This window comes from Paenibacillus sp. FSL W8-0187 (assembly GCF_037969755.1).
GTDB lineage: Bacteria > Bacillota > Bacilli > Paenibacillales > Paenibacillaceae > Paenibacillus_AQ.
This window is the reverse complement of the sequence record NZ_CP150206.1, coordinates 6,045,433-6,061,227: the sequence shown is the minus strand read 5'-3', so window position 1 is coordinate 6,061,227 and position 15,795 is coordinate 6,045,433. Positions and strand designations below refer to the sequence as shown.

Sequence of the window (15,795 nt, the reverse complement as noted above, 5' to 3'; positions counted from 1 at the left end):
GAAGAATGGTTTTAGGAGGTATAGAAGTGAAGACGTTTTCATTCAGCAAGACGATTATGTATGCTCTCATTACGGTTTATTCGGCGCTTTGTTTGCTTCCAATGCTTCTGGTTTTAATGATCTCGGTCACGGATGAGGATGCCATATTGAAGAACGGATACAGCCTTTTCCCGGAGGAGTTCTCTTTGTATGCCTATAAGCTAATCTTTACAGGGGGTTCCCAGGTCATGCAGAGCTACGGTATTTCCATCTTCGTCACAATTGTTGGTACGGTGCTGGCGATTCTGATTACGTCCATGGCTGGCTATACGTTGGCGAACAAAAATGTGAAATACCGCAATCCAATGGCGCTCTATTTCTTTATTACCATGATTTTTTCCGCGGGAATTGTTCCCTGGTATCTGATGAATCGGTCGCTTGGATTGACCAATAACATCTTCGCTTTGATCATTCCGTCGCTGCTGTTCAGCCCGTTCAACCTCTTCCTTGTGCGGAATTTCATGAGCGGGATTCCCGACTCGCTGCGAGAGTCGGCAAACATAGACGGGGCCAGCGATATTACGATTGCCTTCCGGATCTATCTTCCTTTATGCAAACCGGTATTGGCGACGATTGCGCTATTCTACGGACTTGATTACTGGAACAATTGGTGGAATGCAATCATGTTGATTGACAGCAAGGATTTGTACCCGCTGCAATTTATGCTACTGCAAATGCAATCGGAGATCAGCATGCTGAACGAGATGACGATGCTGGCCGGAACAAGCGACATCACGCTTCCTTCAGAATCGGTCAAGATGGCAACAGCGATCGTGACGATCGGGCCGATCGTCTTACTCTATCCGTATTTGCAAAAGTACTTCGTGAAAGGCCTGGTTATTGGTTCTGTCAAAGGCTGATATACTCCCCTTCGGGGTTAACATAAATTAAGCACTTTATAGAAGGAGGTCAATATTTAATATGAAAAAGTATGGTGTGTTTCTATTGGCTGTGGTTCTTGTGCTTTCGACTTTAATTGGATGCGGTAAGGGAGACAATTCTTCAGTCTCCAATTCAGAGAATAATGACAAGCCTGCCAATACGGTCAAAATCAAATATTTAGTTCCAGGCACAGAGCCGAAAGACTACAAGGAAGTGTTCCAAAAGGTCAATGAGAAGCTGGCTGCGGACGGTGTCGGCGTTGAGGTGGAAAAAATATATATACCGTGGGATGCGTGGGATCAGAAACTGAACTTAATGCTGTCCACTGGGGAAGATTTCGACCTGTTCCACGTCATGCAGGACCGCACGCCGTTCTCGAGCTACTATAACCGCGGTGCACTGGCAGATATCACGGATGCGATCGAAAAGCATGGAGAAAATCTGAAGAAATATATTCCTGATGATATCTTCGACGGAGCTAAAATCGATGGCAAGTATTATGCCGTTCCCTCTTATTGGGTTGAAATGGCGAGTGAAGGTCAATTCAATATTCGTCGTGACATTCTCGCTGAGAATAATCTCGAAGAGCCGACGACTCCAGCTGAATTGATCAGCGCTTGGGAGATTGTCATGAAGAACTGGAAGGGAAGCAATAAGCCCTATCTTGGCACTCGCGCTGACTTTGACCCGATCTACCTGCATACGTCCATCCTGCACAGGACTTATGACACGTTCCCGTTTACCGTGAGGGATAAGTTCTTTTATGTGAATCAAAGCGGTGAGGTCAAGTCTTGGATTGAGACCGAAGAGTTCAAGAAAGATGCGTCTTTCATGCGCGAGCTGTACACAAAGGGTATTACCAATCCCGATATCCTGGTCATGAAGCAGGAGCAGGTAGATGCACAACTCGACAGCGGTGAATGGTTCGTCCGTTTGGGAACTGGCGGAAGCTTGAACGGGCTCAAGAAGTACAATCCAGAAGCCACTGTAAACGATATCGGCGTTGTATGGTTTAACCCGGAGAAAGAATATATGCGTCCGCTCACCTTCAAGAACGGAAATGCCGTACCGGTAAATAGCAAAAATCCGGAAGCGGCCGTCAAATTCATGGATTGGATGCTGGCAAGTCAGGAAAATTATGATCTTGTACAATATGGCATTGAAGGCAAGCACTACACCAAGGACGGTGAGACGGGCTTTAAGCCGATCAAAGATCCGAATAACAATAATAATCCGGGGTTTAGAGGTTCTGATTCGCAAAACGGCAACGTAAACTTCATGCGATTTGACTTGGAGAACAGCATTCCAGATAACAACAAAGTCTTGTTTGAGCCAAATCCGAATGCAATCAATAGTATCGCGGCGAACTTTATTTTTGACCCGACGAATGTAAGGGCTGAATACACCAATATTTTGTCGGAAGCTTCGGCAAGCATCACTCCGATTTATATGGGTGTCCAAGAATACGATAAGGCCTTCCCGGCTGCACTAGAAAAAATGAGGAAAGCCGGTCTGGATAAAGTGGTTGCTGAATACCAGAAGCAATTCCAGGAGTATCAAGCTTCACTTAAATAAACGAGTTGAAAAACAAAAGGAAGGTGTGGAGGAATTTTGACCTTGCAGAAGCAACGAATTGAATTTGAAGCGACAAAAATGATCTATGAAAGTGCAACCTTGAAATTTCATGGCGTGGATGGTTTTGATGTCTACAATATTTCGATTCCATTCAAACGGGATGGGAAGTGCTATTTGTTCGGGCGGGTAGAACGTCGCGAGGAATGGGCCCGCTCTTGGGTCCGCCTGTTCGAGGAAACGGGACAGGATGAATGGAGCGTGGTGGAAGATAGCATGATCTATACTCTGGAGGACCCTTACATCAGTGAAATCGGTGATGAGCTTGTCATGGGCGGGACTCATGTGCAATATCAGAGTGGAAGATACAGCACATTTTTCGGCTATTTCTTTCGGGGCACCGACCTCCATAATTTGTACTACTTTACTACCGGACCTAACAAAATGAAGGATATTCGTCTTGTTCCTTTGTCTGACGGCAAGATCGGCGTCTTCTCGCGTCCGCGGAGTGCCGAGATGACAGGTAAATATGGGAGCGAATCCATGATCGGCTTTACGGTCGTTGACAGACTGGAAGATTTGACTGCGGACGTCATCGAGAACGCACCGTACATTCACGGCATTTTCGGGAAAGGCGAATGGGGAGGCGTCAATCAAGCTTATCTTCTCGACAGTGGGAAAATCGGCATCATTGGCCACATTTGCTACCAGGATAAGGATGAGAGCGGAGGGGAATTGAAGGTGTACCTGAACATGGCCTTCGTCTTCGATCCAACCACCCGAGAGTCATCTGACCTTCATCTGATCGGAAGTCGTTCCTGCTACCCGGTGGGGCCTGCCAAGGCACCGTATTTGGTTGACTGTGTCTTTTCTTCAGGCATTGTCATGCGCCCGGACGGCAAGGCTGATCTTTACAGCGGTCTTAGCGATTGTCAGGCAGGACGGATTACGATCGACTATCCTTTCGCAAGACATGGGCTTCTTGTTTAGAAACATATGGGTGAATGCGAATCCGCAATAGGCCACATGATAACCCGGAAATTGTACTTTCCAGCTTACTAGGAGGATATTAATAGATGAAAACCACGAATATGCCCAACATCGGAACGCTGGCGTCCAGCCCGTTCATTCGCCGCCATCCCGCCAACCCCGTGTTGGACGCAGCACGTGTACCGTATCCCACCGCACTTGTCTTCAATGCAGGCGTCGTTAAGTTTAACGGCCGCTACATCATGGTATTCCGCAATGACTATGGCTCGCTGGAGAAGCAGATCATTGATCCGCATCATACGACAGATCTCGGCATCGCCTTCAGCGACGATGGTATTCACTGGACAGCGGGGCCAAAGCCGATCTTCAAGCTGCGCGACGAAGAGATTCTTCGCGCCTATGATCCGCGTCTGACGGTCATTGACGGCCGCTGCTACATGTGCTTCGCGGTAGATACGCGGCACGGCATCCGGGGAGGTATCGCAGTAACGGACGATTTTGAATCCTTTGAGGTATTGAGCATGTCAACGCCAGACTTGCGAAATATGGTGCTGTTTCCGGAGCGGATCAACGGCAACTACGTCCGGCTGGAACGGCCGTTCACGGTGTATAGCCGCGGCGGAGTGGACCGGTTCGACACCTGGATCTCGGAGTCGCCGGATCTGATCTATTGGGGCCGTTCCGAGCTCCTGCTGGCGGTGGAGCAGGTGCCGTTCGCCAATGACAAGATCGGTCCGGCCGCACCGCCGGTGAAGACAGAAAAGGGCTGGCTCACTACGTTCCATGCGGTGGATATTGATTCCGCTAGAGGGAAGAACGGCTGGGAGCCGACCTGGAAGAAACGGTATACTGCCGGCATTATGCTGCTCGATCTTGACAATCCGAAGAAGATCCTTGGTATGAGCGCATCGCCCCTGCTTGCGCCTGAGGCACTGTACGAGACGGATGGGGGCTTCCGCAATGATGTCATTTTCCCCGGCGGCATGGTGCTGGAGGAGGATGGAGAAGTGAAAATCTATTACGGGGCCGCCGACACGGTGGAATGCTTGGCTACCGCTCATGTGGACGATCTAATCCGGCTCTGTTTGGAGGGATAAGGATGGGGCAGGCGGAACGCCGCATCTTTCCGTCTTCAAATTAGTACAATAATGGCATGATACCTGCGGTTCGGATTACATCCTGATGTGGAACAAACCAGCCCGTGGGGCATGTGCGGAATTCAACCGCCATGCACCACGGGCTGGCTGGGCTTTGTTTCTCTTTTTTTGTAAGCCTGTCCGGTCAATTAAACTCAACAGACTTCTATTTATTAATCAGGTGTTCGTAAGGCGTATAATCAATGCCTTTCTTGTGCAGGAAGTTCATTAAAAATTTGTAATCCCGCTTCGGCGTAGCCACGATGTAACCTTTGATGCAGTGATCCCGGGTGACTTCGGTTGCGCCGGATTCGACGGCGATTTTGCCGATTTCGGCTGCAATGGAGTGTTTGGCGATATCCCGGAACGGGCCAGGAACCGGCATTACAAGCTCACCCAGAAAGGCCTTGGAGTCTTCGTTCCAGAGCGGGCGGCTCTTCTCCACCCAGTAGTTCTGCCAGTCAAGCTTAGATTTACCGTCAGCCTTCGGCAGTACCTTTAGAAACTTGCGGAACATGAAAAATCCGCCGATGCCCATAAGCCCAAGCATGACCCATCCCCAGAAGGCAATGGAGTTCATGAACCATGACGGCGGCGCACTGGACGACAAATAGCCCATGACGGCCCCTGTGCTCTTCATTTGTATATCACCTCAATGATTATTGTCACATGACACTTTCATGAGAATTATAACGCATTTCTAGATTTATTTCGATATACAAGCTAAAATAGGTGTAATTGTGTGTTAAAAAAGGGGGATACAGCATGTTGAAAATTGGTTCCCACGTGTCGTTTTCGGACAAGGGATTGCTGACTGCGACGGCTGAAGCTACATCATATGGCTCAAGCTCGTTCATGATATATACCGGCGCACCGCAAAACACGCGCCGTAAGCCGATCGATTCCATGTTTATCGAAGAAGGCAGAGCCGCTATGCAGGAAAGTGGGATTGATGAGATTGTGGTTCATGCGCCGTACATTATCAACCTTGGATCGTACAAGCCCAACACGTTTGAGCTGGCGGTGAGCTTTCTGCAAGAGGAGATTCGCCGCACGCATGCGGTCGGCGTGAAGAATATCGTTCTCCATCCGGGTGCATATACCGATAAGGACGCGGAATACGGCATCGACCGAATTGCCGAAGGCCTCAATGAAGTGCTCGGCGGTACGGATGAGACCGAAGTGAAGATTGCGCTGGAGACGATGGCCGGCAAAGGCACTGAGATGGGACGCAGTTTTGAAGAAATTGCTTCCATTATTGATAAGGTGAAGTACAATGACCGTTTGGCCATCTGCCTCGACACCTGCCATATTCATGATGCGGGTTATGATATCGTAAATGATCTGGACGGCGTGCTGGAGCAGTTCGACAAGCTGATCGGACTCGACCGGTTAACGGTTGTGCACGTGAACGACAGCAAGAATCCGCGTGGAGCGGGTAAAGACCGTCATACGCCGATTGGAACCGGATGGATCGGTTATGAAGCCATTCAAAGAGTGGTTCATCATGAGAAGCTCCAGGGCAGACCGTTCATTCTGGAGACGCCGTGGATCGGTAAAGATCCGAAGACGCAGCGTCCGATGTATGAGATCGAGATTGCGCTTCTGCGTGGGGATGTGGAAGGCCGTTTCGGGCCAACTTTTGCTCAGCAAGTAGAAGAGCTGAGTGCTTTCTTTGCGAAGGAAGGCATTGAATCCCGTTCGTTCGTGCTGGATACCTGGACACTTCTGAAGAATGATGCCAAAGCCAAAAAGGCGGATCCTCGCGAACCCATGGAGCGTCTGTATGATATGGTCATGGCAGCAGGCCTGCTGTCCGACCTTTCGGAGGAGCAGATCAATCAACGGCTGATCGCTTGGTTGTCCGGTGTTTCCTTGACATCATAAGCTTCATTAAATGGCTTTATATTAAGAGTACTAAGGCATTCTCAAGAAAACTTCCGCATGTTGCGGTTTGTTTTTCTTGAGAGGTGCCGTTCATGTTAATTGCAGATTTAAAAGGAGGATCACCGAGTCTCATGGAAATTCACATCAAGAAGGATCTGCCGTCTGTGGCAGGTCAGTACCCTAATCGTGCCCGTATGCTGATCTCTTGTCCGGATGGACCGGGAATTGTGGCAGCGGTCTCCCAGTTTCTGTACCAGCATGGCGCGAACATCGTTCAGTCTGACCAATATACGATGGATCCGGCCGGCGGCATGTTTTTTATGCGGGTTGAATTTGATCTGGAGGATTTGAATACGAAGCTTCCCAAGCTGGAGGAGTCCTTCCAGGAAGTTGCCGATCAATTCCATATGGAATGGAATATCTATCATGCGGTCCGTAAGAAACGACTGGCGATTTTTGTTTCAAAAGAAGATCACTGCCTTGTAGAGCTGTTGTGGCAATGGCAGGCTGGCGATCTGGATGCGGATATCGCACTGGTGGTAAGTAACCACCTGGATATGAAGGAGTACGTAGAATCGTTCGGTATTCCGTATCACCACATTCCGGTTACGGCGGATACGAAGCCTCAAGCGGAGCAACGTCAGCTGGATGTGATCGGCGATGACATCGACGTGATTATCCTAGCGCGTTACATGCAGATTATTTCGCCAACCTTTATCGAACATTACCGGAACCGGATTATCAATATTCACCATTCCTTCCTTCCGGCCTTTGTCGGCGGCAAGCCTTATGCGCAAGCTTATAACCGCGGGGTGAAAATTATCGGAGCAACCGCCCATTATGTAACCGAAGAGCTGGATGGCGGACCGATTATTGAGCAGGATGTGCAGCGCGTTAGCCACCGGGACGATGTCAACGAGTTGAAGCGTATTGGCCGTACCATCGAACGCGTGGTGCTTGCAAGAGCCGTCAAATGGCATGTCGAGGATCGGATTCTGGTGCATAACAATAAAACGGTTGTATTCAACTAACGGTTTGCAAAAGATTTGCAAGCGTACGTATGACCAGACAGGAAGACAGCCAGCAGGTTCGGAAACAGCACGAACACAATGGCGAGCCATGCCAGAGTAACCGGGCCTGTGCCTGAGATTCATGTAAGAATATGAGGCTGTATTCGGACGATTCATCATAGATAGTACAATGGAGCAGCCCAACACTTTAACGCTGCAATGGATTACCCCTTGATCCCGCTCCTCTTATTGGAGTGGGATTTTTATTTATAACCAACTTGGTAAAAAACACCAAAAACCTCTGGGATGCTGAAAATACAGGCCAATATATCTCTTTATGGAAGGAAACGTCAAACTTTTCATGAATTCGACTCGTCAATATAGTTGAACTTGTGAAGAGAACCTTTACATACGTCTTCTGAACATATGTGTCATTTTTCATGTGAAAGCAATTTATATGTGGAGAGGGGAATCATCAGTTGTCGTTTTATACAAAAAAAACGTGGATGTTGCTGCCGATGGTGGCGCTGCTGATTGTTGCCACGTTATCCTTGTCGATTCCGTCCGGAAACGTCTACGCCGACGGAGCGAAGATTGGCATTCAATCCGAAATGGGTTATCAAGGCAAGATTAAACATGATAAATGGAATCCGCTCAAACTGACCTTAACCAGTGACCGGGATATATCCGGTGACGTGGTCGTGCAGATTCAGAACTACAATGGCTTCGGATATCAAACTTCCTACGTCCAGCAGGTGGACCTGCCGAAGGATACGCCGAAGGAAGTCGTGATCGGCATTCCAGGGGCCATGCTGAATAAAGATAATAACCAGATCCTCTTCTATGAAGGATCTTATACCAAGGGGAAGCAGATTCCGTTTGCCACAGGTAAAAATTACGTGCAGGCTTCTCCTTATCAAGGCGCACTTATTGCGGTGTTATCGGATGATCCGGATACGATGAATTTCATGAATGTCCTTAACGGCAAAGGCAACAGCGTGAATGTGTTCCCGCTTAAGAACGCCAGCGTTCCATCGGATGGAATGCTGCTGAACGGACTGGACGTTATCGTTATTAACAATTTTGCTTCCGATACGCTGTCAGAGCTGAAGCTCAAGGCGATTACGGATTGGGTAAATGGCGGCGGCACCCTGATTCTGGCCGGAGGCGCGGGATATACCAAAACAGCGGCACCGTTTGCCGACATAACGCCGGTTGTTGCGAATGGCACCACCACCGTTAACTCGCTGGCGGAGCTGGAGAAGCTTGGCGGGAAACCGCTGAAACTGGATGGGGCATTTACCATTTCTACAGCAAAAGCAGTGGAAGGCGCCCAAATCGGGATTGAAGCGGATGGACAACCTTTGTTTGCTTCGAAGACCTATGGCCAAGGAAGTGTTCAATATGCGGCCTATGATCTGGCTATGGAACCGGTGAGTTCATGGGCAGGCCATCCGGATGCTTGGGCATCGATACTGCGCAATAACCTTCCCATGATGGGTGCGCAGAATGGTATGTATTACAATTCGCTTATGGACAATTTGAATTACGTTCTGGAGTATTTTCCATCACTGAAGATGCCTTCCTTCACGCTGCTGTTGTGGATGCTCATTATTTATGCGGTCGTCGTTGCGCCGCTGCTCTACTACATCTTGAAAAAGGCGGACAAACGGGAATGGGCTTGGTTCTTGATCCCGATCATTGCCGTCATCGCGAGCGGTTCCGTTTACGTGGCCGGTTCATCGGACAAGACGCGGGAACTCGCACACACTATCAACTTGATTGAACTAAACGGTCAGGGGGATGCGGTTAAATCGACGGCTTCCGCATTCTTCACGCCTCGAAGCGGGAACTATGCCTTGGAATTTCCGGAGAATACGTATTTGAGAACGGGGCAGTCCCGGAACACGTTTGGGGGAATGAGCGAGAATAAAAATTTTGTCCGAATGGAGCAGGCGTCCACGACGCTGGAGCTTCGCGACATGTCCCAATGGTCATTAGCCAAGGTATGGGTGGACCGTCAAGGAACCGAGGAGATGGGGCGCCTCGGCATGGATTTGAAGCTGGATGCCAAAGGAGAATTAAACGGTAAGGTCACCAATGACACGATTAACGATTTGACCGAGGTTGCACTGGTTATTGGAGGCAAAGCCTATAAGCTGGGAGATATTAAGAAGGGAGAGGCGGCTGCCGTTCCTGAGGACCCGAAACAAATCATCAAGTATACGGGCGGTGACTTATCCGGGATGCTGTACCCTTATTCGCAGAATGATCCGAAACAGCGTGAGCGCGATATTTTGTCCCAATACGGATATTCCAACAGAATGGTCAACAGGGATGCTTACATTTTGGGATGGAGCAAGGATCATTTGACGAATTATACGCTGAAAGGCGCTGAGGTAGAGAGTGATCAGCTCAATTTCTGGATACAGCCCGTGGAGATGGATTGGGGACTGAACGGGGAGATCAACATTCCTTACGGGTTCCTGTCTCCCGAGATATCGCAGGTGAATGCGCCGATGTATGGGGTTTACCCTCATGGGGTCGAAATGGGACAGGGCAGCTTGATCGCCGAATTCCCGTTAATATCGGAAGGCAACGTGAAGTATTCGGAATTGTCCATGAGAGGCACCAAATTCAACAACAACGTTATGATGGAGATCTGGAACTCGAAGAAGAGCGAATGGGAGCCTGTTACAGACGTGAACAATGTGCATACCATTACCAAAAATACGGAGCAGTATATCGTGGGAAATCGGATCCGTTTCATGATCACCGCCAAGGATCAGACCAACTTTATGATGCCTGAGCTGTCTGTGAAGGGGGAGGCCACTCCATGATCGAGATTAGAAACCTCAGTAAAAAATACGGAACGTTCCATGCGTTGAAGGACATCAGTCTTCATATCGAAAAAGGGACGGTATTTGGATTTGTCGGCCCGAACGGAGCAGGCAAATCCACGACGATGTCCATATTGGCCACCCTGATGCTGCCAACCTCGGGCGTTGCCAAAGTCGGCGGCTTTGACGTGACCCAGCATCCCAAAGAGGTCCGCAAGCGGATCGGCTACATGCCCGATTTCTTTGGCGTGTATGACCAGCTGAAATCTACCGAATATTTGCATTTTTACGGGGCAAGTTACGGCATTCCGCGCGCCGAGCGGGAGCAGCTCATTCCGCAGCTCCTGGAGCTCGTCAACCTGAGCGACAAAGCAGATACGTACGTCGACAGTCTCTCGCGCGGCATGAAGCAGCGTTTATGCCTTGCCCGGTGTCTGGTGCATGATCCGGACGTATTAATTCTGGATGAGCCGGCTTCGGGGCTGGATCCGCGGGCGCGGATCGAGATGCGTGAAATCTTGAAGGAATTGAAGCTTATGGGCAAGACGATCATCATCTCGTCGCATATTTTGCCTGAGCTGGCGGAGATGGTGGATGAAATCGGCGTGATTGAACACGGCGAGATGGTTGCCCAAGGTAAGGTGGCTGATATTCAGAGCCGTCTCCGCGTGAAAAAAGTCATCCATATCCGCACGCTCGAGCGTGAAGAGGAACTGGCCGAGAAGCTGCGGGACGAACCCTTTGTCTCGTCGGTATTAACAGATAACACCGGTGTCCATGTTCATTACGGCGGGGATGATGCGCAGCAAAGCGCTCTGCTGCGGCAGGTGGTCTCCTGGGAAATTCCGATTGTCTCGTTTCAGGAAGCACAGAGCAATCTGGAGGATGTATTCCTCGAAATTACCAAAGGGGGACCCCGCGAATGAATTGGAGCAGAAAGCTAATTAATCCGGTCATTGACAAGGAATTTCGGCTGCGGATGCGTTCTACGCGTTCTATGCTGTCGGTGTTATTTTATGTGTTGGCGCTCGGAGCTGTTGCGATGGGCTTCATTTACCTCTTCTTATATTTGGGACAGCGGGGACCTCAGCGATTCGATCCGCAGATGAGCCAAATGATGTTCTATGTGCTGAGTTTTGCTCAGCTTGTCCTCATCGCGTTCATGGCACCTGCTCTTACCGCCGGCGTCATCAGCAGCGAGCGGGAGAAGCAAACGCTGAGCATGCTGCTGACGACGCAGCAGAGCTCAGCCACGATTGTGCTGAGCAAGCTGGTGTCGGCACTCAGCTTCATGACACTGATCGTGCTGGCCACCCTGCCGATATACAGCATTGTTTTCCTGTATGGAGGGATTTCGCCGAAACAGCTCATATCCGTTTTTGTTTTTTATTTATTCGTGATGCTGCTGCTCGGTTCGCTTGGCGTGATGTTCTCGACTTTATTCAAAAGAACCATCGTCGCGATTATTGTCGCCTACGGTGCGGGACTTATTATATTCCTTGTCACAGGCCTGCTGTATCTGTTCTTCATGGGGATTGAACAGCGGAATATGTATCAAAGCGGGATAACGCCTACACCGGGCAGTTATTCATGGGTCGGATATTTGCTGGGTCTGAATCCCGGCGGAGCGATGATGAGTTTGTTCAACCCGTCGTTCTCCAAGGAAGTGTTCCTGCTGCACGGCGGAAGTTTGAACAGTAAGGCCCCCATTGAATTGTGGCTGGAATTCTTCATCGTGTATTCGGTTGTGATTGTTCTTGCCCTGTGGGTTGCCATACGGAAAATACGTCCTATCGCAAGGCGGAAACGTAAGGATAAGGACGAGTCACAGCTCCCGCAAGTACCGGAAATGACGCGGGATGAAGCGTAACCTTAAAGCATAAGAGTACGGTAAGGAGGAAGAGCAATGGACAACATCATGCGTTTTATCGAAGCTGCGAGACGGCGGCTGCAGCGATTTCGCGTCATAACATATGTTTTATACGGACTGATGGCAGGGTTTGCCGCGCTGCTGCTGCTCCTGGTGCTGGGGAGATTTGTACCCATTGCCTGGCTTCCCGTCGCATCCGTGGCCGTTCCTGTCGGAACAGGTTTCGTAGGCTTGTTATGGGGATGGCTGCACCGGGTTCCGATCGAAGAGGCCGCTTCAGCGATGGATCATGTTCCGGACGGAGCAGAGCGAAGCGACATGATGGTCACGGCACTATCGTTCAAAGAACAGGAATCGCAGGCCGCTAAATGGCAGCGTGAGCAGGCGGAACGCTATGGTGCACGTTTTGCGGAGCAATTGCCGGAGCGTCTTCCTTACCCTAGTCGTAAAAGACATCTCTTGATCTGTGGTGCTTCGCTGGCTGCCGTGCTCATCCTTGTTTTTGTTCCGAACCCGATGGACAAGAAGGTGGAAGCGGCAAAAGAGGCGCAGAGCTGGATGAAGGAGCAGGCAGCCAAAACCGAAAAGCTTGCGGAGGAGCTCCCAAAAGAAACGCTCGATCCTGCCGACAGGAAGAAGCTGCAGGAGAAGCTGGATGCTTTGAAAAAAGCGCTGGACCGTGAGAAGCGTCCCGAGGAAGCGCTGGAGAAGCTGGAAGAAGCCATGAAAGAGCTTGAAAAAATAGCGAAACAGCAGGAGGAAAAAGCGAAGGCATTGTCTGAGCTTGCCCAAAAAATGCAGCAGCAGAAGGCGTTGTCCCAGGTGGGGAAAAAGCTTGCCGAAGGCATGGCCGATGAGCTCAAGCAGGAAATGAAGAAACTCACCGAGCAGGTGAAAAAGATGTCCCAAGAAGAGAAGAACGAGCTGTCCGATGCTTTGAAAAAGTTGGCTGAGGAAGCTGCCAAGCAGCTGGAGGACGGGAAGCTGGAGCAAGAGCTCAAGAAAGCAGCGGACTCGCTGAAGGAAGGCCAGCTGCCGAAGGAGCTGGAAGAAGCGCTCCAGCAGTTGGCCGAGGAGCTGGCTAAAGCGGCGCAAGCCAAAGCCGCGTCGGATAGTCAGTCGCAATCCGCCGCTTCGCTGGCGTCCTCCCTTGCTTCGCAAGGACTGAGCTTGGCCGATCAGATGACGGCTGCCGGGATGTCGGTATCCGATGCCTGGAGTAACGGCGGCAGTGCCGAGGCGTTGGCGCAGGCGGGATCTGGGGGAGACTCGGGAGAAGAAGGCGAAGGCTCGGAGGGAAGCTCCGGGGAAGGCGGCTCCGGAGCCGGTGAAGGTCAAGGCGCCGGCAGTGGGTCCGGTTCGGGGAGCGGCTCCGGATCAGGAGCAGGCTCCGGCTCAGGTGGCAGCGGAGGATCGGGAAGCGGGACCGGCAGCGGAGCCGGCTTTGGCTCTGGCGGTCGCGAGCTTGTGACGATCCCTCGGGATTACAAAGGCAGCGGCAATGTGCAGAACGATTCCGGCGAGATCAAGGGCAGTGGCGGTGATATTCAGAAGGGCGGCGTTTCGCCGACCGTTCCGGGCATGTCTAGGCCTTATGAGGAAGTGTACCGCGATTATGAGACCGAAGCGCGTAAAACATTAGATCGCAATCAACTGCCTGACCAGATGCAAGGGTTGGTTGAAGAATATTTCATACAAATCAATCCGAATCCGTAAAGGATCGAAGAGCCAATAACGGAAGCTATATAGATTGAACTAAAGAAAAGATGAACTTCAACGGAGAAGGCGGAATTATTCTGGAGAAACGAAGTGGTCGCCTTTCTCACCGGATTTTAACCATGATATGGATGTATAGAAGAAATGTGGGGGCAACAGTTATCATGAACGAGACAGACTCCCCGTAATTGCAACATCTTAGGTTAATTTTGGGAATAATGGTGTAGTAGAAGCTAAACCAAAACCAAAATCAGAGCTAAATTGCAAAGGAGAGTCTGTACTATGAAGGATACCATAAAATACGTAGGCTTAGACGTGTCGAAGGAAAATATTGCTGTATCTGTAGCAGATCCAGGAAGAGAAGGCGCTCGGTATTTGGGCACGATTCCTCATACCGAGTATCACATCTTGAAAGTATTGAGGAAGTTAGGCCAACCCAATGAATTAAGCGTTTGTTACGAGGCAGGTCCAACAGGATATCCTTTAGTTCGTTTGCTAACTGCACATGGATATGACTGCATTGTTATCGCCCCATCACTTATGCCTAGTCGTCCAGGAGAACGGGTAAAAACGGATCGTAGGGATTCGATGCGTCTGGCACAATTACTTCGAGCAGGTGAATTAACACGTGTGCATGTACCTACTCCAGAGGAAGAAGCGCTTCGTGATTTGGTACGAATGCGTGAAGATGTTAAGGAAGACCGAGCTCGAATCCGGCAGCGGATCGGGAAGTTTCTCCTTCGTCATCAGATTGCACCTAAAGAGCCACTTCGCCGCTGGACGGCTAAATACCGGTTATGGTTAGGACGTATTCCATTCGAGTCCGCTTCTCAACGTTTGGTTCTGCAGGAAATGCTGCATCAGATGGATGAAAATGAAGAACGTCTGAAGCGTTTGGAAGCAGCCATTCACGAAGAAGCCACGGAAGGGCACCACGCCCCCTTAATACAAGCCCTTCAAACCTTACGTGGAGTAGCTGAAACGACAGCAACAGGAATCGTAGCGGAAGTGTGTTCATTTACCCGGTTTGGTAATGCGAAGGCTTTCATGGGGTACACAGGTTTGGTGCCGAGGGAATACTCAAGTGGCCAAAGCCGATGGCAGGGAAACATTACGAAATCGGGGAATACGCACCTTCGTCGTTTATTGGTCGAATCCGCTTGGAGTTACCGCTATAAACCTGCGCTACAAGGAGAGTTAAAGAAACGTCAACAAGGAAAATCTCCTGAAATTCAGGCCATATCCTGGAAGGCACAGCATCGACTACATCGAAAATACACGAAAATGCTGTCAAAGGGTAAGCCTAGTGGCAAAGCAGTTGTGGCCGTGGCGCGTGAACTAAGTGGATTTATTTGGTCGATTGCCCGAGAACTTGAAGAGAAAAGGATAAATAGGTGATCACCATTCCTATTGGAATCTAGTCGTATTGTGAGAATGGTTGATTCAAGGTGATCCCGTTCCCCAAAAAAACAGGTGGAAGATGAAAAACTGAGTTAGAAGGCAAAGGGAAAAGCCGTAAGAGAGAATCCACGTCCATCGCTATGTGCCATCCCTCCAAAGGAAACGACGCACGACAACAGTTCGTGGTGCACTCTCTGCAGACGGAGAGAAAACATGCGGTATACAAAACCCGCGGATATCAGACTGCTCACCGTTGATAGCTTTTGCCTTCTAGTTCAGTTTTTACACCCTCTCTTGTATAAAGGGGGATTGGGAAAAACAAGGGAGTTACAAACTGCTATTTGACAGTTCTCGTTCATATCAGCGATCGGAAGAATAATCCGCATTCGTAGTGATGCTCAGGCTAAGAATCTTTAGTTCAACTTATATAGAATGAGTATTTGAACTTTACC

The 15,795-nt window shown here is 49.9% G+C and carries 12 protein-coding genes; 11 read left to right on the top strand and 1 reads right to left on the bottom strand.

Annotation, left to right across the window (positions count from 1 at the left end):
* Positions 1-26: 26 nt before the first annotated feature.
* The 4 genes from MKY48_RS27365 (at position 27) to MKY48_RS27350 (ending at position 4,580) form a co-directional block, all read left to right on the top strand.
* A complete protein-coding gene (locus MKY48_RS27365) occupies positions 27-899 on the top strand; it encodes a carbohydrate ABC transporter permease (protein ID WP_326114269.1) in 873 nt (290 codons plus the stop codon).
* A gap of 61 nt (positions 900-960) precedes the next feature.
* Positions 961-2,496, top strand: a complete 1,536-nt coding sequence (locus MKY48_RS27360; protein ID WP_339267693.1) for an extracellular solute-binding protein — start codon at positions 961-963, stop codon at positions 2,494-2,496.
* A 42-nt stretch (positions 2,497-2,538) separates the two neighbouring features.
* Positions 2,539-3,483, top strand: coding sequence for a DUF1861 family protein (locus MKY48_RS27355; RefSeq protein WP_339267691.1), 945 nt, complete (start codon positions 2,539-2,541; stop codon positions 3,481-3,483).
* A gap of 86 nt (positions 3,484-3,569) precedes the next feature.
* Positions 3,570-4,580 (top strand): glycoside hydrolase family 130 protein, encoded by a 1,011-nt coding sequence (locus tag MKY48_RS27350; protein ID WP_339267689.1) that lies wholly within the window; start codon positions 3,570-3,572, stop codon positions 4,578-4,580.
* Between the two features lie 205 nt (positions 4,581-4,785).
* Here the strand turns inward: MKY48_RS27350 and MKY48_RS27345 are convergent, their stop codons facing one another.
* A complete protein-coding gene (locus MKY48_RS27345; protein WP_339267687.1) occupies positions 4,786-5,259 on the bottom strand; it encodes a DUF2621 domain-containing protein in 474 nt (157 codons plus the stop codon).
* A gap of 125 nt (positions 5,260-5,384) precedes the next feature.
* On the opposite strand from MKY48_RS27345, the gene MKY48_RS27340 reads away from it, so the two are divergent.
* From MKY48_RS27340 to MKY48_RS27310, 7 genes are all read left to right on the top strand, one after another.
* Positions 5,385-6,506: a deoxyribonuclease IV gene (locus MKY48_RS27340; protein WP_339267686.1), complete on the top strand. Its 1,122-nt coding sequence runs from the start codon at positions 5,385-5,387 to the stop codon at positions 6,504-6,506.
* Positions 6,507-6,637: 131 nt separating this feature from the next.
* Positions 6,638-7,537 (top strand): formyltetrahydrofolate deformylase, encoded by a 900-nt coding sequence (purU, locus tag MKY48_RS27335; RefSeq protein WP_339267684.1) that lies wholly within the window; start codon positions 6,638-6,640, stop codon positions 7,535-7,537.
* A 458-nt stretch (positions 7,538-7,995) separates the two neighbouring features.
* Positions 7,996-10,356 (top strand): hypothetical protein, encoded by a 2,361-nt coding sequence (locus tag MKY48_RS27330; RefSeq protein WP_339267682.1) that lies wholly within the window; start codon positions 7,996-7,998, stop codon positions 10,354-10,356.
* Complete coding sequence (locus MKY48_RS27325; protein WP_076324640.1) at positions 10,353-11,282, top strand: ABC transporter ATP-binding protein; 930 nt, start codon at positions 10,353-10,355, stop codon at positions 11,280-11,282. The genes MKY48_RS27330 and MKY48_RS27325 overlap by 4 nt, the downstream gene beginning before the upstream one ends.
* A complete protein-coding gene (locus tag MKY48_RS27320) occupies positions 11,279-12,226 on the top strand; it encodes an ABC transporter permease (protein WP_339267680.1) in 948 nt (315 codons plus the stop codon). The genes MKY48_RS27325 and MKY48_RS27320 overlap by 4 nt, the downstream gene beginning before the upstream one ends.
* 36 nt (positions 12,227-12,262) lie before the next feature.
* Positions 12,263-13,942 carry a phage tail tape measure protein gene (locus MKY48_RS27315; RefSeq protein ID WP_339267678.1) on the top strand — a complete coding sequence of 560 codons (1,680 nt, stop codon included), beginning with the start codon at positions 12,263-12,265 and terminating at the stop codon, positions 13,940-13,942.
* 282 nt (positions 13,943-14,224) lie between these two features.
* Complete coding sequence (locus tag MKY48_RS27310; protein ID WP_339267677.1) at positions 14,225-15,340, top strand: IS110 family transposase; 1,116 nt, start codon at positions 14,225-14,227, stop codon at positions 15,338-15,340.
* The last annotated feature ends 455 nt before the right edge of the window (positions 15,341-15,795 follow it).

Bases quoted from the DNA above. Each gene is read 5' to 3' on its own strand.
- MKY48_RS27360 (WP_339267693.1), top strand. From the start codon at position 961: ATGAAAAAGTATGGTGTGTTTCTATTGGCTGTGGTTCTTGTGCTTTCG.
- MKY48_RS27350 (WP_339267689.1), top strand. From the start codon at position 3,570: ATGAAAACCACGAATATGCCCAACATCGGAACGCTGGCGTCCAGCCCG.
- MKY48_RS27345 (WP_339267687.1), bottom strand. From the start codon at position 5,259: ATGAAGAGCACAGGGGCCGTCATGGGCTATTTGTCGTCCAGTGCGCCG.
- MKY48_RS27340 (WP_339267686.1), top strand. From the start codon at position 5,385: ATGTTGAAAATTGGTTCCCACGTGTCGTTTTCGGACAAGGGATTGCTG.
- purU (WP_339267684.1), top strand. From the start codon at position 6,638: ATGGAAATTCACATCAAGAAGGATCTGCCGTCTGTGGCAGGTCAGTAC.
- MKY48_RS27325 (WP_076324640.1), top strand. From the start codon at position 10,353: ATGATCGAGATTAGAAACCTCAGTAAAAAATACGGAACGTTCCATGCG.
- MKY48_RS27320 (WP_339267680.1), top strand. From the start codon at position 11,279: ATGAATTGGAGCAGAAAGCTAATTAATCCGGTCATTGACAAGGAATTT.
- MKY48_RS27315 (WP_339267678.1), top strand. From the start codon at position 12,263: ATGGACAACATCATGCGTTTTATCGAAGCTGCGAGACGGCGGCTGCAG.
- MKY48_RS27310 (WP_339267677.1), top strand. From the start codon at position 14,225: ATGAAGGATACCATAAAATACGTAGGCTTAGACGTGTCGAAGGAAAAT.